Source organism: Heyndrickxia coagulans 36D1 (assembly GCF_000169195.2).
Taxonomy (GTDB): domain Bacteria; phylum Bacillota; class Bacilli; order Bacillales; family Bacillaceae_C; genus Weizmannia; species Weizmannia faecalis.
In genome coordinates this window covers 719,217-740,526 of record NC_016023.1, presented here as the reverse complement: position 1 = coordinate 740,526, position 21,310 = coordinate 719,217, and the positions used below count along the sequence as shown (strand labels likewise).

17 protein-coding genes and 1 riboswitch are annotated in these 21,310 nt (G+C 45.3%); of the genes, 12 read left to right on the top strand and 5 right to left on the bottom strand.

From position 1 onward, the window contains the following. Positions 1-105 precede the first annotated feature (105 nt). From BCOA_RS20695 to metC, 8 genes are all read left to right on the top strand, one after another. Complete coding sequence (locus tag BCOA_RS20695) at positions 106-1,542, top strand: 6-phospho-beta-glucosidase (RefSeq protein ID WP_014096056.1); 1,437 nt, start codon at positions 106-108, stop codon at positions 1,540-1,542. A gap of 297 nt (positions 1,543-1,839) precedes the next feature. Beyond that, complete coding sequence (locus BCOA_RS20690) at positions 1,840-3,759, top strand: BglG family transcription antiterminator (RefSeq protein ID WP_014096055.1); 1,920 nt, start codon at positions 1,840-1,842, stop codon at positions 3,757-3,759. Between the two features lie 268 nt (positions 3,760-4,027). Continuing rightward, entirely contained in the window at positions 4,028-4,870 is an 843-nt protein-coding gene (kdsA, locus tag BCOA_RS20685) for a 3-deoxy-8-phosphooctulonate synthase (RefSeq protein ID WP_014096054.1), read from the top strand. 14 nt (positions 4,871-4,884) lie between these two features. Further along, positions 4,885-5,862 carry a KpsF/GutQ family sugar-phosphate isomerase gene (locus BCOA_RS20680; RefSeq protein WP_014096053.1) on the top strand — a complete coding sequence of 326 codons (978 nt, stop codon included), beginning with the start codon at positions 4,885-4,887 and terminating at the stop codon, positions 5,860-5,862. A 202-nt stretch (positions 5,863-6,064) separates the two neighbouring features. Next, positions 6,065-6,961 (top strand): ABC transporter ATP-binding protein, encoded by an 897-nt coding sequence (locus BCOA_RS20675; protein WP_014096052.1) that lies wholly within the window; start codon positions 6,065-6,067, stop codon positions 6,959-6,961. Next, positions 6,952-8,091, top strand: coding sequence for an ABC transporter permease (locus tag BCOA_RS20670; RefSeq protein ID WP_014096051.1), 1,140 nt, complete (start codon positions 6,952-6,954; stop codon positions 8,089-8,091). Before BCOA_RS20675 ends, BCOA_RS20670 begins: the two co-directional genes overlap by 10 nt. 108 nt (positions 8,092-8,199) lie before the next feature. After that, positions 8,200-8,319: riboswitch (SAM riboswitch) on the top strand. 77 nt (positions 8,320-8,396) lie between these two features. Further along, the gene (locus tag BCOA_RS20665; protein WP_041818213.1) at positions 8,397-9,512 is read left to right on the top strand and encodes a methionine biosynthesis PLP-dependent protein; all 1,116 of its coding nucleotides are present in this window, start codon (positions 8,397-8,399) and stop codon (positions 9,510-9,512) included. Continuing rightward, positions 9,509-10,684, top strand: coding sequence for a cystathionine beta-lyase (gene metC, locus BCOA_RS20660; protein ID WP_014096049.1), 1,176 nt, complete (start codon positions 9,509-9,511; stop codon positions 10,682-10,684). The genes BCOA_RS20665 and metC overlap by 4 nt, the downstream gene beginning before the upstream one ends. Before the next feature lie 145 nt (positions 10,685-10,829). On the opposite strand, the gene BCOA_RS20655 is transcribed toward metC, so the two are convergent. The 4 genes from BCOA_RS20655 to BCOA_RS20640 all read right to left on the bottom strand — a co-directional run bounded on the left by BCOA_RS20655 (position 10,830) and on the right by BCOA_RS20640 (position 16,818). After that, entirely contained in the window at positions 10,830-13,124 is a 2,295-nt protein-coding gene (locus tag BCOA_RS20655) for a glycoside hydrolase family 65 protein (RefSeq protein WP_014096048.1), read from the bottom strand. A 209-nt stretch (positions 13,125-13,333) separates the two neighbouring features. Beyond that, positions 13,334-14,161, bottom strand: a complete 828-nt coding sequence (locus BCOA_RS20650; protein WP_014096047.1) for a carbohydrate ABC transporter permease — start codon at positions 14,159-14,161, stop codon at positions 13,334-13,336. A 12-nt stretch (positions 14,162-14,173) separates the two neighbouring features. Then, a complete protein-coding gene (locus BCOA_RS20645; RefSeq protein WP_014096046.1) occupies positions 14,174-15,388 on the bottom strand; it encodes a carbohydrate ABC transporter permease in 1,215 nt (404 codons plus the stop codon). A gap of 185 nt (positions 15,389-15,573) precedes the next feature. Beyond that, positions 15,574-16,818 carry an extracellular solute-binding protein gene (locus BCOA_RS20640; protein ID WP_014096045.1) on the bottom strand — a complete coding sequence of 415 codons (1,245 nt, stop codon included), beginning with the start codon at positions 16,816-16,818 and terminating at the stop codon, positions 15,574-15,576. 115 nt (positions 16,819-16,933) lie between these two features. Here BCOA_RS20640 and BCOA_RS20635 point away from each other — a divergent pair, with 115 nt between their 5' ends. From BCOA_RS20635 to BCOA_RS20620, 4 genes are all read left to right on the top strand, one after another. After that, on the top strand, positions 16,934-17,680 hold the full coding sequence (locus BCOA_RS20635; protein WP_014096044.1) for an AraC family transcriptional regulator: 747 nt from the start codon (positions 16,934-16,936) through the stop codon (positions 17,678-17,680). A gap of 322 nt (positions 17,681-18,002) precedes the next feature. After that, the gene (locus BCOA_RS20630; protein WP_014096043.1) at positions 18,003-18,728 is read left to right on the top strand and encodes a WecB/TagA/CpsF family glycosyltransferase; all 726 of its coding nucleotides are present in this window, start codon (positions 18,003-18,005) and stop codon (positions 18,726-18,728) included. 176 nt (positions 18,729-18,904) lie between these two features. Next, positions 18,905-19,219, top strand: coding sequence for an iron-sulfur cluster biosynthesis family protein (locus BCOA_RS20625; protein WP_014096042.1), 315 nt, complete (start codon positions 18,905-18,907; stop codon positions 19,217-19,219). A 16-nt stretch (positions 19,220-19,235) separates the two neighbouring features. Further along, positions 19,236-20,222: an acrylyl-CoA reductase family protein gene (locus BCOA_RS20620; RefSeq protein WP_014096041.1), complete on the top strand. Its 987-nt coding sequence runs from the start codon at positions 19,236-19,238 to the stop codon at positions 20,220-20,222. 157 nt (positions 20,223-20,379) lie between these two features. Here the strand turns inward: BCOA_RS20620 and BCOA_RS20615 are convergent, their stop codons facing one another. Further along, on the bottom strand, positions 20,380-21,255 hold the full coding sequence (locus tag BCOA_RS20615) for a cation diffusion facilitator family transporter (protein ID WP_014096040.1): 876 nt from the start codon (positions 21,253-21,255) through the stop codon (positions 20,380-20,382). Between the last annotated feature and the right edge of the window lie 55 nt (positions 21,256-21,310).

The window sequence follows — 21,310 nt, the reverse complement described above, 5'->3', positions numbered from 1 at the left end:
CACTGCGGGTGAATGAAAGAAGGCGGTTCTTCATAGGAAAATCGCCTTCTTATTTAACTTTTCTCGTTCAGGAAACCAAATAAGATAAATGATGGAGGGTTTACAATGTCAAAAGGCGTTTTACCGGAAAACTTTTTATGGGGCGGAGCAGTAGCAGCCCACCAGCTTGAAGGCGGGTGGAATAAAGGCGGAAAAGGTGTAAGTGTTGCTGATGTAATGACTGCAGGAAGACATGGTGTTCCACGGCAAATTACGGATGGTGTATTAGAAGGTTACTATTATCCTAACCATGAAGCAATCGACTTCTATTCCCGTTATAAAGAAGATATTAAACTGTTCGCAGAAATGGGGTTTAAATGTTTCCGTACTTCTATTGCTTGGACAAGAATTTTTCCAAACGGGGATGATGATGAGCCAAATGAAGAAGGTTTGCAATTTTACGATGATTTGTTTGATGAATTATTAAAATATCATATTGAACCTGTTATTACTTTATCTCATTTTGAATTGCCTTATCATCTTGTGAAAAAATATGGGGGTTTTAGGAACCGGAAATGTATTGATTTTTTTGTGAAATTTTCTGAGACAGTCATGAAACGTTATAAAGATAAAGTAAAATATTGGATGACCTTTAACGAAATCAATAATCAAGCAGATACGAGCATGGATTTCGCAAGCTTCACAAACTCAGGAATTAAATATGAAGAAGGTGAAAACCGGAAACAAACCATGTACCAGGCAGCGCTTTATGAATTAATTGCCAGCGCAAAAGTCGTTAAATTAGGCCACAAAATTAATCCTGACTTTAAGATTGGTTGTATGCTTTCTTTCGTACCTGTATACCCATATTCTTGTCATCCGGACGATGTGATGCTTGCCACCGAAGCGATGCATAATCGTTGGTTCTTTGGTGATGTACATGTTCGCGGGACGATTCCTGATTATACGAAAAAATACTGGGAAAGAAACGGATTTGAAATTGAATATACAAAGGAAGATGAACAAATTCTTAAAGAAGGAACAGTAGATTACATTGGATTTAGCTATTATATGTCTAAAGTAGTCAGCGCCCGTGAAGTAGAAGACAGCCAGCCTGATGGAGAGTTTGGCCGCGTCGTTCGCAATCCTTATGTTCAAGCCAGTGATTGGGGTTGGCAAATTGATCCGGTCGGCCTTCGTTATTCCTTAAATGCTTTATATGAAAGGTACAATATTCCTTTATTTATTGTAGAAAATGGACTTGGCGCGCGGGATGTCATTGAAGAGGATGGTACAATTAACGATGATTACCGTATTCAATATTTTCGCGATCATATTCTAGAAATGAAAAAGGCGGTTGAACTTGACGGTGTTGATTTAATGGGTTACACACCGTGGGGATGTATAGATTTAGTGAGTGCTGGAACAGGAGAAATGGAAAAACGTTACGGTTTTATTTATGTGGACAAAGATAATGAAGGGAACGGAACTTTAGAAAGAAAAAAGAAAAAGTCATTTGAATGGTATAAGCATGTCATAAAAACAAATGGAGAAGAGCTTTAACTTTTAGGAAGGTCGTTTTTCTCACGTTTACAATAAGAATCATAAGAATCATATTCAATCATGGCATGAAAAAATGGAGTTACAATAAAACTCCATTTTTTCATATACGGGAAGAAAATAGAAATTCCCGGTGAAAAAGCAATAGTTATAAGGAAAGCTACGATATGACAGGCTGCAAAGTAACAAGCATTGGTTTTTTCAACGATTACATCACAGCCCGAAAAATGTTTTCCCGAAAACTACAGCTCTTCCTTTGCCAAAAATCTTAGTAATCCATGTAAAAGGGAGTTGTTGGCATTGGCTATCCTATCAAAACGGCAGAAAGATATATTAATCCTTTTATCTAAGTCAAAAGAACCCGTTACTGCAAGCTGGATGGCAAAAGAATTAGGCGTCAGTGACCGAACGATACGAAACGAAATTAAGCTCATGCAAAATAATACAGCATCACACGGATTTCAAATTGAATCGACCAGAGGATTGGGATATAGCGTAAAAGTATTAGATGCCGGGCTTTTTTCAAAAATACTCAATGAGATTTCTACGGAGGAACATCATTTAGCGGGTGACTTCACTGATAAAGATACGAGAGTTCTCTATATTTTACGCCGGTTATTGTTAGAAACCGATTTTATTAAAATTGAAAGTTTTATAGATGAGATGTTCGTCTCTTTATCGACATTGCAAAATGACTTAAAGATGGTAAAAGAAATTCTTGATCAATATCATTTAAAGCTAATCAACCGCCCGCACTACGGCTCAAAGGTTGAAGGCGATGAATATATGAAACGTTTGTGTTTGTCTAATTTATTGTTGGAGCGGAACCAGGAGGCATTTTTGAAGGAGGATTGTTTACAACTCATTGATCCGGAACTATTTAAAAAGATTAAAGAAGTAATCGTCCAAAAGGTTAATAAATATAAAATTGAAATCTCCGATATATCTTTGGAAAATTTAGCAACGCATATTGCTATCGCCTGCAGAAGAATTCAAGAAGGCTTTGTTATTGAAGAGCTGGCTGATGTTCTGGTCGATGATCATCCATTTGAAAAAATTGTGGCGAATGAAATTATAAAAGAAGTTGAAGATTTTACTTCGTTAACTTTTCCTGAGACAGAAATCGATTATATTATTGTTCATTTATTAGGAACCAAACTTTTACACAAGAAGGAGCTGGCCGAGTTTAGTAAATTTGATGAAGCCGGAACGATTATAAATTGTATGTTAGCTCGTTTAAAGGCTGAATTGAATTGGGACTTTCGCCAAGACCGCGAGTTTATTCAGGCGCTAACGCTGCATATTCGTCCTGCAATGAACCGATTGCGGTACAAAATGAATATTCGGAATCCGTTATTAAACGATATAAAGAAAAAATACCCGGCTGCGTTTGAAGGCGCCATTATTGCAAGCAAATGTATAGAAGAGTATTTGCGAATGGAAGTGGTTGAAGATGAAATTGCCTATATTGCGCTGCATATTGGTGTTGCTCTCGAACGAATGAAATTAAACAAGAAAAAAATAAAAAAAGTACTCATCGTTTGCGCATCGGGCGTAGGGAGTGCAAAATTACTATCCTACCGATTGCAAAATTTGTATGGCCAAGAAATTGAAATTGCCGATACGATTAATTATTACAATTTATCATCATATGATTTATCTTTTATTGACTTGATCATTAGCACTGTCCCTATAAAGGAGGATTTTGGCGTCCCGGTCCAAGTTGTGAATACTTTTTTGGAAGACAAAGACATTCAAGCTATAAATGGTTTTTTATCTAGGACGCAAAATGTGGCAGAGAAATATTTACATCCTTCAAGAATTTTTCTTCAACTAGCATTGCAGGATAAGGAAAGCGTGATTCGATTTTTATGTGATGAACTGTATAAGCAGAAGCTTGTACCGAAGGATTATGTAAACCTTGTTTTAGAAAGGGAGTCGATTACGCCAACCTGTTTTGGAAATCTCGTAGCCATTCCCCATCCAATGGTGCCCGTAACGAAGGAAACGTTTTGGACAGTATGTACGCTAAAAAGCCCTATTCATTGGCATGAGCAGCAAATGGTTCAATTTGTTTGCTTGTTGAATATTAAAGAAGGCACGCAAACGGATTTAGATGATATGTATAAAAAGCTCATTTCGATTATCGAAAACAGGTCTGTTGTGCAAAAAGTCATCAAAAGCAAAACGGCTGATGAGTTAATGGCATTTATAAAATAATTGAGCCCCTGCCGCCACCATTTGTAAGAGAAATATTTTTCCCAGCCATTCCCCGAAGGAGACTTTACCCGCCATCCGCGTTATAAAGCACAAAACTTGTCCGGTTTTGTGCTTTATATTTCCTGGAGATAACCTTACATAAAAACAAAAAGTTTGTGAATATTCTTTACACATTCCTTGCCCTGTGCGGTTTTCTAAAGGATAATATTTGTAACCTGCAGCAGAAGGAGTAAAGACACGTGAAAACTTAAAAATGAGGAGTGAGCAAATGAAAACGGTCCAACTGAACAGCCGGATAGCTTTCGGCCAACGTCTACCGCTTGTATTGATTGCCGGCCCGTGCGTAATTGAAAGTGAAACGATGGCCATGGAAACAGCCGCAACCCTTCAAACCATTGCCGGAAAACTCGGCATTCCTTTCGTTTTTAAAGCTTCTTTCGACAAAGCCAACCGATCATCCATTTTTTCCAAACGGGGCCCGGGACTGGAAAAAGGGCTCGAAATACTTGACCGGATTAAAAATGTATTTGGCGTACCGGTCACGTCCGATATTCATGAGCCGCACCAGGCAAAAGCAGCCGGGGAAGTACTCGACATACTGCAAATCCCCGCTTTCCTTTGCCGCCAGACCGATTTGCTGCTTGCCGCCGCCGCGACGGGCAAAATCGTGAATGTCAAAAAAGGGCAGTTTCTGGCGCCTTGGGATATGAAAAACGTCATTCAAAAACTGGAAGAATCCGGCACCGACAAAATTCTCCTTACAGAACGTGGTTCGACATTCGGCTACAATAACCTGGTGGTGGATATGCGTGCACTTCCGGAAATGCGCAGATTAGGGTATCCGGTCGTGTTTGACGCCACCCATAGTGTCCAAATACCGGGCGGAAATGGGACTTCAACAGGCGGAAAGCGTGCGTTTGTCCCGTATCTCGCAAGGGCAGCGGCGGCTTGCGGGATCGATGCGTTGTTTCTTGAAGCCCATCCTGATCCGGACCAGGCCTGGTCGGATGGCCCGAATATGGTGAAACTGGATGATCTTGAAGAAATGTTAAAGCCAGTTATTGAAATTGATCGCATGATAAAAGAACAAACGGCAGCAAACATCCATTAACGGAGGTGAATACGATGTTAAAAGATTTCAAACGAAGCATCAATTATGTCGAAAGCGTCCGTGAGGTACTGGAAAAAGAAGCCAATGAGATTTTAAAGCTGAAAGACCGGATCAATTTTCGTATAAATGAAGGCATTGAAATGATATTGGCGTGCGAAGGCAGAGTCATTTTTACAGGAATGGGGAAATCGGGCATCATTGGCCGGAAACTTGCTTCCACATTTGCAAGCACCGGTACCCCGGCATTTTTCCTTCACCCGGGAGAAGCACTGCACGGCGATCTTGGAAAAATAACAAAAGAAGACATCCTCATTGCCATTTCCAACAGCGGGGAAACGTCGGAAATATTAAATATGATCCCCTCCATCAAAAGGATCGGCGCAAAAATGATTGCCATTTCCGGTTCACGCAAGTCGACACTGGCGCGGCGTTCGAATCTGGTGATGGATATCGGTGAAGTTGAGGAAGCGTGCCCGCTCGGCCTTGCGCCGACTTCTACAACCACCGTCACGCTTGCGCTCGGGGATGCAATTGCGGTTGCCCTTTTGAAGGCAAGGGATTTTAAACCTGAAAATTTTGCGCTCTTCCATCCCGGTGGCTCGCTTGGCCGGCGTTTGCTTCTCACGGTTGGCCATGTGGCTAAACGGAAAAGCATGAACCCGGTTGCCGGAATGGACACCGGCATAAAGGAAGCATTATTTATGATGACGGAAGCGGGGGCGGGGGCTGTTTCAGTTATTGATGATCGGGGACGGCTGGCCGGCATTTTAACGGACGGCGATATCCGGCGTGAGCTTTTAAACGGCCATGAAGTACTGGACAAAAAAGTAGCAGATTTGTATACAAAATATCCGGTTTGCGTCAGTGAGCATCAGCTGGCAGCGGAAGCATTGCGGATAATGGAAGACCACGCTTTCAAAGTGCTCCCGGTTGTTACCGGCCAGAAACCGGTTGCCATGCTCCATATTCAGGATTTGGTCCAGACTATATAAGCAAAAGAACAAGAAAAAAATTTTTTTGAATGGATAGAGCGGATTCATAAAGAATACCGCTTTTTTTGGTGTTTGCCGCCAATATTTGCGCAGCAGCAGTTTGTTTTTTCGGTGACACCACGCAAAAATTTCGGTGACAATGGCGCTGCGGCCTATTAAAATAGGTGATAAGATCTTGTGAATTAACGGGGGAGGGATTGTTTTGTTAAGGGTAAACAATGTGTCAGTAGAGATAGAGAAGACGAAAATTTTGGAAGATATAAGTTTCTCTGCTGAACCAGGGGAGATTATTGGCCTGGTTGCTCCAAATGGATCCGGCAAGACGACGCTTTTAAATGCGATATCCAACCTGATTCCTGCTTCAAAAGGCGAAATCAGTATTTACGGCATGAATTATAAAATGCATCGGGAAAAAATCCTTAAAAAAATATTTTTTTTGCAAGACCATACAGTATTGTATCCAAATTTAACAGGGAGAGAGCATTTAAAACTTGTACAAAGATTATGGGAGAGCAAACAAGAATGTGGCGCTGTTATTGAAAAATTAAGCATGGGTTCCTATATCGACAAAAGGGTTTCAAAATATTCGCTTGGCATGCAGCAAAGGCTGCTATTTGGGATGTGCTTGATCAGTTCTTGTGATTTGCTATTGATGGACGAGCCGATGAATGGGCTGGACCCATCCAATATTAAACTGATAAGCAAATCCATTAAGCAACTTAGAGACGAAAATAAAATTGTATTATTTTCTTCCCATATTCTGAACAATGTTGATGAATTATGTGATCGTGTCATCTTTTTAAAGCAAGGAAGAATGGTTTACGAAAGCAGAAAAAATAATCCGGACTTTAATAAATACATCATCATTAAGCTAGAGAATGGGAATGATGCAGATAAAGTTCTTTCCCTGTTTAAAGATGAAGAGATTAAAAATGCCACAGCCAATGAAGTATGGGCGGAGATAGATTCGAGTAAAAGCTCCTTTGTGGTAAATCAGGCATTCGAACAAGACATGAAATTTAAATCATTTTTCATTGGGCAAAAAGGCAGCCAACAAATTTATGAGGAAATATACGAAGGTGAAGATAAATGGGGCTAATCAAGTTAGAGACATTGCGATTCATTAGAAATAAAAAAAATATGACTGTTTTTATTGCTGCTATTTTGATTGTTTTCGTTTTGTTTGCAATTACTTTCGTAGGAGCAAAGAGAACGGACCCGCTCAATGAATATCAGGATAACAAATCCTTACTGGAAAATGCCATTTCACACATGGAATCAAATCCAAATAAGAGTGAAGCAAAGAAGAAAGCACTTGCGGGTTTGCAGGAGGAGTTACGCCTTCGTACAGAACAAATACAAGCTCATGAAGCAGGGGATTGGAAGCAAGAACTGAAATTGCAGATCGCTTTAGATAAAAAATTAATTGCCGGGATTAATGCCGGAAAAATTGTTTTTGGTAATAAAAAAATTGTTCCGCAGACAGAAAAAGCAATACAGCTCAATACCATTCTGCTTAAACAAAATATTCATCCGGTAATAGAGTCTTTCGAAACCCCGGGTATTAACTTTACATATCGCATTCTTTTTTACGTATTCCCGTTCTTAATGCCTCTTCTCATTGCTGTTTTAATTGGTGATATTTCAACAAGAGACAAACAAGGCGGTATTAATCATTTTGTGAATGTTTTGCCAGTGAAGCTCAAGAAAATATTGGATGCGAGAATCTTCACTTCATTTGTTTACAGCTTGGCCATCACGATTGTTATCCTGGTTGTTGCGCTCATTATTGGCAGCATCATAAGCCATTTGGGCAGTTGGAAGTACCCTGTGGCGATCAATCTAAATGGGACGGAAGTATTGTGGATTTCAATTGCCCGGTTTTTGGGCAGATCGCTTTTACTAATCCTATGTCTTCTATTATTTATTTCTGTTTTCACCCAGTTTTTAAATACCTTTATTCGAAATCAATTGCTTCTAATGCTCGTTTTGGTGGCTTGTTTTTGTTTCGAGGAAATGATGAGCGGATTTAAGACAAAGTTGTATGCTGTTATGCATATCATCCCTTTTACATTTGTGGATGTGCCGAATATAGTGAATGGAGAAAGTGCAGCAAAATTCAGGAATGAGTATATCAATACTACAGACGGAGTCATTACGCTTCTCCTTTCATCATTGCTGTTTTATTTTCTCACCATATGGATTATCCATAAGAAAAACAAAATTTAAAAAAAGCTTGACGAATCCGAAAAAAAGGGATAAATTGAACGTAAGCAATTTTTAGGTTCGTTGTGTAATTTCTTTTGCGGCGTTGATGGCAAATTTCATATTGGTATTTTCTTATCAAGAGAGGTTGAGGGAATGGCCCGATGAAGCCTCAGCAACCTTCAATGCTTTTACGCATTGAAAAGGTGCTAAGTCCTGCAAGTTATGGGATCATAACTTGAAAGATAAGAAGATGGTTCATGTACGAAAGGAATGGCCTTCTTCTTATTGGAGAAGGCTTTTTGATTTTAAGTGAGGGAGTGTCCATCATGTATCATACAGAAACAAAACTTGCACAAATCGGAAATCGCAGTGACCGCGTGACAGGTGCGGTGAACCCGCCTGTTTATTTTTCTACCGCTTACCGCCACGAAGGCATTGGGCAGTCAACCGGTTTCGATTATTCCCGTACCGGCAACCCGACGCGTCAGTTGCTTGAAGAAGCGATTGCGGATCTGGAGGGCGGGGACCGCGGGTTTGCGTGCAGTTCCGGCATGGCTGCGATTTTCACTGTTTTATCTTTGTTCCAGGCCGGCGATGAGTGGATTGTGAGTGATGATTTATATGGCGGCACCTACCGCCTGCTGGAGCAGGGATATAAAAAATGGGGGCTTTGTTGTAAGTACGTGAATACGTGCAACCCGGAAAATATTGAACAAGAGATCACCCCGAAAACGAAAGCCATCTTCCTCGAAACGCCGACAAACCCCCTCATGCAGCAGACGGATATCGGCGCAGTGGCTGAAATTGCGAAAAGGCACGGAATCCTGCTGATTGTAGACAATACTTTTTACACCCCGCTTTTGCAGCAGCCGATTAAAGAAGGCGCTGATATTGTAGTCCATAGCGCGACGAAATATCTTGGCGGGCATAACGACGTGCTGGCCGGTCTGATCGTGGCAAAGGGTGCTGAACTTTGCGAGCAGCTTTTTCTGTACCATAACGGTGCCGGCGCCACCCTCAGCCCGTTTGATTCGTGGCTTCTGATGCGCGGCATGAAAACGCTGGCGCTTAGGATGGAAAAACACGAAAAAAATGCAAAAGCTGTGGCGGCATTTTTAAGCGCGCATCCGGATGTAAAAGATGTGCTGTATCCAGGCCGCGGCGGGATGCTTTCTTTCCGTGTAAAAGAAGAATCATGGGTCGACCCGTTTTTACGCGGCCTGTCTTTAATTACATTTGCCGAAAGCCTCGGTGGGACGGAAAGTTTTATCACTTACCCGGCTACACAGACGCATGCCGACATTCCGGAAGAAAAACGGATTGCCTCAGGCGTAGACAATTGCCTTTTGCGCTTTTCAGTCGGAATTGAAGATGAACGCGATTTGCTTGCAGATATTGAAAAAGCTTTTGCCAACATTCACGAAGGGGTGCAAACACGATGACAAATGAAGATTATTCTTTTCAAACGAGGCTTTTACATAACAGCCACAAAATAGACCCGGCGACCGGTGCGGTAAGTGTGCCGATCCAGCATGCTTCGACATACCACCAGGCGGACATTGACCAGTTCGGTAAATACGATTACAGCCGCTCGCTCAATCCGACGAGGGAAGCGCTCGAGGATGTCATCGCCGAACTCGAAGGCGGCGTCAAAGGTTTCGCATTTGCTTCCGGGATGGCGGCGATTTCAACAGCGTTTCTGCTTTTGTCGGCGGGCGACCATGTTGTCATCACCGAAGATGTGTATGGCGGCACGTTCCGGATGGTGACGGAAGTCCTAACCCGGCTTGGCATTGAACATACATTTGTGGATATGACCAACCTTGAAGAAGTGCGGCAGGCCGTCCGCCCGAACACGAAAGCTTTTTATGTAGAAACCCCTTCAAACCCACTTTTAAAAGTGACGGATATCCGTGCGGTGAGTGAACTGGCAAAGGAAACCGGGGCGCTTACGTTTGTCGACAACACCTTTTTAACGCCTGCCCTGCAGCGACCGCTTGAACTCGGGGCGGATATCGTGCTGCACAGCGCGACGAAATTTTTAGCGGGGCACAGCGATGTCGTCGCCGGGCTTGCGGTTGTAAAAGATGAAGCATTGGCAGCGCGCCTCGGCTTTTTGCAAAATTCATTCGGGGCGGTGCTCGGCGTCCAGGATGCATGGCTCGTTTTGCGCGGGTTGAAAACGTTGCATGTACGGCTGCTCCAATCGCAGCAGTCAGCGGTGAAAATCGCACATTTCTTCGATGCGCATCCGCTTGTGCGAAACGTGTATTATCCGGGGCTCGGGCACCATCCGCAGCATGCGCTTCAAAAGCTGGAGGCACAAGGGCCGGGCGCGGTATTGTCGTTTGAACTGGAAGATGAGGAAGCGCTCCGGACATTCGTCAGCCATGTAAAAATTCCGGTCTTTGCCGTCAGCCTCGGCGCTGTAGAATCGATTCTGTCTTATCCGGCAAAAATGTCCCACACCGCAATGCCGCCTGAGGACCGAAGAAAACGCGGCATCTCCGACAGCTTGTTGCGCTTATCGGTTGGCCTCGAAAATCCGGATGATCTGATTGCCGATTTTGAGCAGGCTTTTTCATACACGAAAGCTGGCACAACAGTGAAATAGAAGCCGGATTCCTTCAGCAGGAAACGCCAACTGTTGCCGGTTAAAGCCCGCTTCGTTCAGAAGTTCCGAAAAAAGCAGCGGGAAACCACTGTAAAAAGGGTCCCGCCGCTTTTTTCTATTTTTTGTGCAATGAAAACGCCTGTATTCACAATCCGGGAATCGGCCGGGTAACCGTCCTGCCTGGTTGCAGCGTTTCTGTCCGGCCGCCGATATGGATGTCCAGCACATCTCCTTCCAGCAATGCCACTTTGAACGCATGGCGCGTGACTTCCACCTGGAGCCTGCGGTTTTGGTAGGTGAGACGGAATAAATAGCGGTCCCATTGTTCCGGAATGGCCGGGTTTAAGAAAAGCCCATTTTCTTTGATCCGGATGCCGCCGAATCCGTACACGATTGATAGCCATGTCCCGCCCATATTGGCCATATGCAGGCCGTCTTTTGTGTTGCCGTGCGTGTTATCAAGATCAAGACGGGCTGTTTCGATAAAATAATGATACGCTTTTTTCGTTTCGCCGAGCCTGGACGCCATGATGCTGAAGATGCAAGTGGACAGCGATGAATCGTGTGTTGTGACCTTTTCATAATAATGATACGAGTTTCGGACCGTTTCCGGATCGGCCTCTTCTTCCAGCAAAAAATGCGCGAGCACCGTGTCCGCCTGTTTGCACACCTGATGCCGGTAAATCGTGAGCGGATGATAATGCAAAAGGAGCGGGTAATGGTCTTTCGGCGTATGTTCAAAATCCCAGACCGCTTTATCGAGAAAGCTGTCATCCTGTTTGTGAATGCCGCGCTTTTCATCATAAGGGAGATACATGGCATCCGCTGCTTTCCGCCAGCTTGCCGCTTCTTCGTCCGTTAAGCCAAGCCGCGCCGCAAATGCCGCAAAAAAGGCCGCATCTGTTTCTTTCAGCCAGTAGTAAAATTTGTGAGCTGATTTTAAATTGTATTTTGCCATCACATTGGTATAGTAATTGTTATTAACGATGGACGTGTACTCATCCGGCCCGGTCACATCTTCAATCGCAAATTTGCCGTCCTTTTCCCGGTAATGCCCAACCTCAAGCCAAAGCCGCGCCGTTTCCACGAGGATTTCGATGCCGTATTGTTTCATAAAGTCCTGATCTTGCGTGGCATACCAGTATTGCATATAACTGTAAGCGATGTCCGCGCTAATATGATACTGCGCTGTGCCGGCAGGGAAATACGGGGAGCATTCCGTGCCGGAGATCGTCCGCCACGGAAATAGCGCGCCTTTTTGATGGCCCATTTCTTTTGCCCTTGCCCTTGCATGGTCAAGGATATGGTAACGGTACAGCAGCAAATGCCGCGCGAGTTCCGGATGCGTCAACAGAAACACCGGGAAAATATAAATCTCCGTGTCCCAAAAGTAATGCCCTTCATAACCTTCCCCGGACAGCCCTTTTGCCGCAATATTGCTGGCGGTGTCTTTTCCGACAGATTGCAGGAGCTGGTACAGATTGAAACGGATCCCTTCCTGCAGTTTCGGATCGCCGTCAATTTCAATGTCCGCTGCTTGCCAGTAAGTGGCTAAATATTGCTCCTGCTCCCGTAATAGTGCTGAAAAATCTTTGTCTTGCATGCTTTTTAGGATGTCCGCCGCCTTTTCTGCGGCATGGTCCCCGTGGCGGAGCGTGTCCGTGTAAATCGCAAATTTTGTAAGGGACACCGGCTCGCCGGGCTTGAAATCGATGATTGCGCGCACTTTTTGTTCGCCTTGTTCATAATGACATTCGCAAGAGGCGGAAACGACATGGGTTGCGGCACAAGCCGTTTCAAGCCCGGAAGCAAATGTGCGGGCAAGCAGTACAATCGTGCCGCTCTCCGCCGCTGCTTTTGTCACAGCCAGCCTTTTTGCATGGGCAGATCCGGTCCGCGGGTCGTTTTTATCGACATAATTTTGCACATCACCGTTGACAGTGGAAATCACCCGCACCGGCCCGGAAAAGTTTACCGGCTCCATTTTCACTTGAATCGCAAACAGTTCCCGCTGTGTAAAAGAAACCAACCGTGAAAAAGTGAGCTTGATTTCTTTTCCGGAAGGCGATTTCCAATGGATGGCGCGTTCGGAAAACCCGCGTTTCATGTGCAAAGTTTGGGAAAAACCGAGAACGTCCCCTTCAAAAAGAGAAAAGCGTTCTTTTTCTTCTCCAAGAAAAATTTCGATGGTCTGCGCATCGATCACATTCAGCATTTTCTGACTGGTTTCCGGAAATCCGTACGCTTTTTCCCCGTACTGGATTTCTGTAATGTCATAAAAAGCATTCAAATATGTGCCGCGGATAGAAGGGATTTCTTCCGGGTAGCCTTCTTCAAAGTTTCCGCGCACGCCAAGATAGCCATTCCCGAGTGCAAATAAGCTTTCATTGACCAGCAGCATTTGTTTGTCCAATTCGTGTTTCGTGATTTCCCATGTCATACGCTGTTCCTCCAAAAATTCCAAATTCGAAGAGGGCATGGTGCAAGCGCCCTGTTTTTCTTATGGTCCGTCCGGGAAGCCCTTTTTTCGCTCATATCGGATCGACCGCTGGCTCATGTATTCATCCGGGGGTCAGACACCGGCAGGCGAGATTCCGGAAAACGCCGCGCGCGCAATACCGGGGGGAACGTTTCCGCTAGCGGAAATTTTTATTCTTTCACCCCGCCTGTTGTAAGGCCGGAGACGATTTGTTTCTGGAACAGAAGGACGATGATCAGGGTCGGGACCGTGACGACTGTGGTAGCGGCAGCGACCTGTCCCCAAAGTATTTCGAACTGGGTGCGGAGGAAAGAAATCGCGACCGGCACAGTATGATAATTAGCGTCCGAGTTTAAGGTAATCGTCAGCAAAAATTCGTTCCACGCGGCAATGAATGTAATAATCGCAGTTGTAAAAACACCTGGCGCGGCAAGCGGGAAGACAATCCGGAACAGCGTCTGGACCGGCGTCGCACCGTCAATTTTTGCCGATTCTTCAAGTGCGAGCGGAATCTGGTTGAAATGCGTCACCAGGATCCATACCGCAGTCGGCAGGGTGATCGTCGAATACGGCAGGACAATCGCATACGAGTTCGTTAAATGCAAATGCAGGAACAAATTATAAATCGGCCCGGTGACAATCATTTGCGGGAACATCGAAACCGCCAAAATCAGCCCGAGCAACAGGTTTTTTCCTTTAAAATCAAAGCGTGAAATTGCGTAAGCCGTAAACGTGGCAATTAAAATAATGTAAACCGTTGTCGTTGTCGCAACGATAAAACTGTTTTTCACCGATGTCAGGATCCCTTTTTGGAAAATCTGCGTGTAATTTTCCCATGTCGGATGATGGGCAAAGACCCGAAAAGCCCCATCGCCAAAAATTTCCCCGGAAGGCTTAAAGGAGGTGATAAAAATCCAGAAAAACGGAAATATCATCCCAAATAAAAATACGACAATCAGGGCGATGATGAGCACATTCCATTTGCGGTTCGTTTTCATGGCCATCCCTCCTTAGTTTTTATCCATCAGATTGGCGCCGAGCACTTTAATGTAAATGGTTGCGATGATGGCGACGCAAATAAACATGATGATGACAATGACGGAGCCGTAGCCGAAGTTGGTTTGCCCGAACATCGTTTTGTAACCGTAGACAGACATGGTTTCTGTTGCCCCGCCCGGACCGCCGCCTGTCAGAACGTAAATCAGGTCGAAAACGCGAAAAGCGTCAAGTGTCCTGAACAGCAGTGCGACTAAAATAGAAGGCTTCAGCATTGGCAGCGTAATTTTGAAAAATTGCTGGATTTTTGTTGCGCCGTCAATGGATGCGGCTTCATACAACCCTTTGGAAATGTTTTGCAGGCCGGCAAGCAGCAAAAGGGCCATATAAGGTGTTGTTTTCCAAACGTCGGCTAAGATCGTGGATACCATCGCGCCGGATCCCGTTAATAGCAGAATGCGCGAATCGCTGATTAGCCCTATGGATTGGAAAAAATGCGCGACAACACCGCTTGTGCCGTCATACAAATAACTCCACATGAGCGCGGCAACCGCGGTCGGAATTGCCCACGGGATCAGCGAAGTTGTCCTTACAATGCCTTGCCCTCTGAACGCTTTGTTCATAATCATGGCGAGGCCGAGGCCGAGGACGAACTCAAGGAAAACCGAAACGACGGTAAAGAGCACGGTATTCCATAAGGCATGCCCGAGTCGTTTGTCATGCAATGCTTCTTTATAAGACTTGAAGCCGATGAAGTTGGAGGGTACAAAGCTGCTTTTAAAATCTTTTACAATTTTTGATAAATTTTTTCCGTTTTGCGTATTGTATTTGGCGTTGATTTCCTTTACCAGTTTGGATGAGTCGGTATAAAGGCCCATCAGCTTTTTCTGGTCGGCCTGGCTGATTTTTTGGACGCCTTTTCTGCCTTTATACTGCTTGGCAACATTGGCAACGCGATGGACCAGCTTGTCGACTTTTTGCCAGTCGGCCGGGTCGGTGATTTTTTCCCGGTCTTCTGTTAGAAACAGCCTGACATACGTTTGCGTTTCGTCAAATAAATCGAAATTATAGCGCGGGCTCATGTACAGCCCCGATTTTTGCTGGTTATTCAGCTGATAATCAAAAAAGGTATAGCGGAGTGACTGAAAAATCGGCCACAGCGAGAATACGCCGATAAACAGCAGGGCTGGAAGGATAAATAAAAAAGCCTGCAAGCGGTTCTTCTTCATGATGCTGGCACCTCTTTTCACTGTAATGTTTCTTCCCGTACGGAGGATGCACAGTTTATGCAGCGCCCCCTCATTTCTTTTTAAAAAAGGCTCTATTCAATAGAGCCTTTCGCCGATATCAAATCATGATGAAAAGCAGGCGCCCGGGGACGGAAAGGGAGTAAAACGCGTTCCCGGACGGTTGCTTATTCGCCTGTTGCGTCCTGGATCGTTTTGACTGCATCATCCAGATTTTGGCCTGTGCTTAAATATTTGTGGGCCGCAATTTGGATCGTGTCGGATACTTTGCTGTACTTCGCGGATACCGGGCGGGCAATCGTCGTTTTCAACGCTTTTTGGAAGCCTGGCATGGTCAGCATTTTGTTTTGTTTTTGGACATCAGGATCATTCAGCAAATCATTATATCCCGGCAGGTAACCGCCTTTTGTGGACATAATCTTCTGCCCTTTTTTGCCGGCTACGAATTTTACAAACTCCCATGCGCCTTCTACATGTTTTGAGTTTTTGTTGATGCCGAGAAGCCAGCCGCCGACAGCGCCGCCGTTCGGAAGCGGAGCAATGCCAACATTTTTGATGTCCACTTTTACGCCTTCCCCGCCTGTTTTAATGGTGCCATACTGGTACGGCCAGTTCCGCGCGAAGACAGATTTTCCTTGTGCAAAGCTGTCCAGCGTTTGTTGTTCCATATAGTTCAGCAAATCTTTCGGTGCCCATGATGCTTTTGTAAATTGATACATCGTCTCAAGGCCGCCTTTAATATCTTTATAATGATTCGTGAATTCTGTCACATTGACTGTTAAGCCTTCGTATTGTTTGGACTGATAAACAAAGCCGTTTGTCGTTCCGTTTTTGCCGGCATATTTTGCAGCCATGTCCCCGAGTTCTTTATAGGTGTAGTCCCCGCTTTCGAGTTTCGCTGCATCTTCCTTGCTGACAATATCGGAACGGTAATACAGAATGCCGAGGTCCGGGAAGAATGGAAGCGTATATTGTTTCCCTTCATAGTTGCCGGAAGCCATCGAACCGGCATTGAACTGGTCTTTCGCCAAATTGGCATCCATCATTTTCTTGTCAATCGGGACAAGGTATCCGGCACCGGCAAATTCGCCGCCCCATACAACGTCCATGGACATGATGTCATATTCACTTGATCCACTGGAGAGCGATGTCAGCAATTGGTCGTGCATTTGTGCCGAGTCATTCGTCATTTGTACCCATTTTACCTGGTACTTTTTCGATTGTTTGTTAAAAGCCGCAATGACTGCTTTTGTCGCAGGTGTACTGTCATTTTGTGCCGCGAATTTTAACACAATCTTTTTTGAGGAACTGCCGCTTTTGCTTGATTTCGAGCTTGAATTGCTGCCGCATCCGGCCAGCACGCCGATAACAAGCGTAAGCGCTGCCAAAATAACGCCCGCTTTTTTCCACATATGAAAGCCCCCTTTAGTTTTGATGATTACACTTGAATATTACCCTGTATGCGCATACAATGATATTAGAATCTTTAGATCTATAATAAAATTTTTAGGTATTGGGGCGGCTCCGATGAAACAGTCTGCCATCAGCAAATCCATTATAGAACGCTACCTTTCATACCGCGTTGAACACCAACGTGAATATTTTCTCCATCCGCCTTATATGATGGAAAAGCAGTTGTTGAATGCTGTAAAAGAAGGTAGAGTGGAAGCAGCCGAATCCGTTTTGAAAACTATCAATACGCTGGAGCGGGCTAAACTTGCGGAAGAACCGATCCGCTCGCTCCGTAATTCACTCATCTGTATTTGCACGCTGTTTACAAGGGCGGCGATCGAAGCGGGCGTGCCACCGGAAACCGCTTTTAACATCAGCGATGCGCATATTTTGGAGATTGAAAGGTTAAAGACGCAGGAAAAGCTGTTCGAACTCGAGTACAGCATGTTGCGAAATTTTACGGAAGCCGTTCAGCAGGCAAGGAAACAGGAAAATCGCTACAGCCATGCGATTCATATGGCTGTGGCATATATTCATGAAAATATTTTACAGGTGATCACGCTTGAATCGCTGGCGAAACATGTTTACCTGAATCCGAGCTACTTGTCCCACTTGTTTAAAAAAGAGACCGGCGTATCGGTGACGGATTATATTAATAAAAAGCGGATTGAAGAATCGATTTATTTTTTGCTCCATACAAATATTACTATTTCCGAAATTGCGCTTCTGTTCCATTTTTGCAACCAAAGCTACTATACTTCGCTTTTTAAAAAATATATGGGGCTCACCCCAAAAGAATTCAGGGAGCAGAACCAGCACTAGCTTTGCCGGCATGTATCCGTTTTTTAACGGCCGGCCGGCGCTTCCTTGCGATTTTCCAATGTTTAACACATGGCAGCACCGTTTCACGTCCGGATTTCCATCAAGTTCCTTTCCTTAGCCCGTCTACCGCACTCGAACAAAACCGTATATCGCCCTTGCTGCAAAAAACACGGTATCAGCAAAGGGCGCCTTTTTATGACCACAAGCCGGGTTTTCCCTTTTTGCCCAGGCATTGGCGGACCGGGATTTTACATTGCCGGCGGTGCACGGAACGTATATACTAAACATGGAAACATTTCACCGTGCTAAGGAGAAAACTGTTTTGAAAAAGGCATTTGGCAATATCGATTTGACCGTAATTACAGAAGAACAATTTTTGGACGAATTTGAGAGCCGGGTACACGAAGGGATCAAAACCAATGTGTTCTTTTTGAATGCGCACTGCTACAATATCGCCCAAACCGACCGCGACTACTACCGAATTATCAATGAAGCCGACTATCTGCTCAACGATGGGGTCGGGATTGAAATCGGCGCAAAACTGTTTGACATTCCGCTTGCCGGCAATTTAAACGGTACCGACTTGACGCCGAAAATATTAAAGCGCTGTGAAAAAAACGGCTTCTCCGTATTTGTGCTCGGTGCTACCGAAACGAATCTGCAAAGTGCGATACAACATTTCCGCAAAGATTATCCCGATTTGAAAATTGCCGGCTGCCACCACGGGTATTTTCAATCAAAACATGAGATTGTGGCGATGATTAACCGCTCGCATGCCGATGTGCTGCTCGTCGGAATGGGCGTTCCGCTGCAGGAAAAATTCATTGCCGGCTTCGATCAGGAACTTTCTTGCACAGCACGGCTCGGCGTCGGCGCATTTATTGATTTTGCATCCGGAAACGTACCGCGCGCCCCGTATTTGTTCCGGAAATTGCGGATCGAGTGGCTGTTCCGATTGTTGCGCGAACCGAAACGGCTGTGGAAGCGAAATTTCGGCAGCCTCATCTTTTTGTGCCGGATTTTGCGATATAAATGGAAACATTCATAGTCTCCTTTTTCCGGCGCTGAAAGGAACAGGGCGTGCAGGACGGGAATTCAGACACGTGCCAAAAAAAGAAGGAAATACCCGGCACTTGCCGACAATAAAAGATGTGCTATTTTTGTTTTACAAAAGGGAAAAGCGGGTACGATAATGAAATCATTTGTAAAAGAAAGGTGAGAAAGATGGAAATTGATATCAAACCCGCTGCACTCTCCCAATTCAAACAAATTGAATTTCAAGAAGGCGAAGGCATCCGGATTGAGGCGGTCTTTGTCGGGAGCTGTACAATTGCTGCGGAACATTCTTTAAAAATTGACCATAAACGGGAAGATGACGATTTATTTAATGTTTATGGCATTCCGCTCCTTGTGTCGAAGGCAAGCCAAAAACAGCTCGGTGAGAAAGTCATCATCGATTACAATCCGAATAAAGGGTACAAACTTTCTTCAGATCAGGAAGTTTACCAATACAATCTTGACTTGACAAGAGCCGAGTAAAAAGAGGTGCTTTGCATTGAAAGAAACTTTTCGTGCATTGGTCATGGAAAATGCATCACAGCCGGTACTCTCCGTACAGGAATGGGATACGGGCCGGCTGCCGGACGCGGAAGTCACCGTAAAAGTCGCCTATTCAAGTGTCAATTACAAAGATGCGCTTGTTGGCGTGAAAGGGGACTTTGTCAAATCGTATCCATTCATACCGGGAATTGATTTGGCGGGAACGGTGCTTGCATCCGCTGACAGCCGCTTTAAAGAAGGCGATGAAGTGATCGTCACAAGCTATAAGCTGGGCACCGGGCATTTCGGCGGATTCAGTGAAATGGCGCGCGTGCCGGCTGCCTGGGTCGTGCCGCTTCCGAAAGGGCTGACGTTAAGAGAGTCCATGATTTTAGGGACAGCCGGCTTTACGGCAGCGCTGTCCGTGCAAAAACTGGAAGACCACGGGCTCAAACCGGGACAGGGGCCGGTGCTTGTTGCCGGGGCAAGCGGCGGTGTCGGCAGTGTCGCTGTCGACATTTTGGCAAAAAGGGGTTATGAAGTCACGGTCTCAACCGGAAAAAAAGAGGCACACGCCTATTTAAAACGGCTCGGTGCGGCCCGTATCCTCGACAGGGAAGCCGTTACGGACCATGAAGACCAGTCGATTCGCAAAAAAGAATGGGCAGCTGCAGTCGATCCTGTCGGCGGGAAAACGACACAATACATCATCAGCACACTCCAGTACGGCGGGGCGGTGGCAACGAGCGGTCTTACAGGTGGAAGGGAAGTCACAACGACCGTAACGCCGTTTCTCGGGCGCGCTATCAGCTGGCTCGGAATCGATTCTGTTTTTTGCCCGATGGATCTCCGGGTGAAAATTTGGGAAAAACTTGCCAGCGATTTTAAACCGGAACATTTGACGAGTGAAATTGTTCGGGAAATCAGCCTTGAGCAAGTCCCGGCCGCCCTTTCGGATATTTTGGAAGGCAAGCTTCAGGGTCGGACAATTGTAAAATTGTAACGAAAAAGGATGCGTGGTATTCGCATCCTTTTTTAACAACCGGAAAAGGCACTGGTTGAATGGACAAGGGCACCTGCTGGCGTGCTTGCAAGTCCGGGTTTCACCTTTCCTTCGAATGTACCTGCATCACCAGTTGGCGTGCTTGCAAGTCCGGGTTTTAACTTTCCGCCGGCTCTACATGCACAATGACCTCATATACTTCACAATCGCGGATCAGTGAATTCTCCACTTTTGTGGAAATGTCATGGGCATGGCGCAAATCAAGAGACGGATCAACGCCGATGACAAGATCAATGACCGTATTGTTTCCGTACTGCCGCGCTTTAATATCCTTCACACTTTGGACGCCGGCTACGCTTAGTACTTTCGCTTTATAATTTTCCAGCTCCGACTCATCAAATCCGTCTGTTAAAAGATGGGAAGTATCGCGGAAAATTTCCCAGGCGGTTTTGCAAATCAAAAAGCCGACAACAATCGCAGCCGCCGGGTCAAGCCAGGGAAGATGGAACTGCGAACCGATGATGCCGATGCTCGCGCCGATACTCACCCAGGCATCGGACAAATTATCCATCGCGCTTGCCCGCACCGCCTGGCTGTTAATGCGTTTTGATAACCGTTTATTGTACAAATAGACAAAAAACATGACGGCGGCACAAAGGAATCCGGTCCATGCCGCTGCCATATCCGGGGATTCGGATTTTCCATGTATGATCGAGACAATGGCATCATAGAGCACCTGGATGCCGACCGCCATCATAATGAGAGAAGCAACCATGGAGGCGACATTTTCCGCTTTCCAGTGCCCGTAAGGATGGTCGCGGTCCGCCGGTTTCCGGGAGAGGCGGAGCCCAATCAGGACGGCGATCGAAGACAGGATGTCCGTAATATTGTTCAGCCCGTCTGCCTTCAGGGCGCTTGAATCCGTATAGAAGGCAATTACCAGTTTCAGCACCGACAGGCTTAAATAAGCCGCCATGCTGACCATAATGCCATACTCGCCTAACTTTAAATTTTGGTATTTTTCTTCATTCATTGCTTTCACTTCCATTTGGTTTACTTCTCTATCATAACAATGAAGGGCAGGGTGG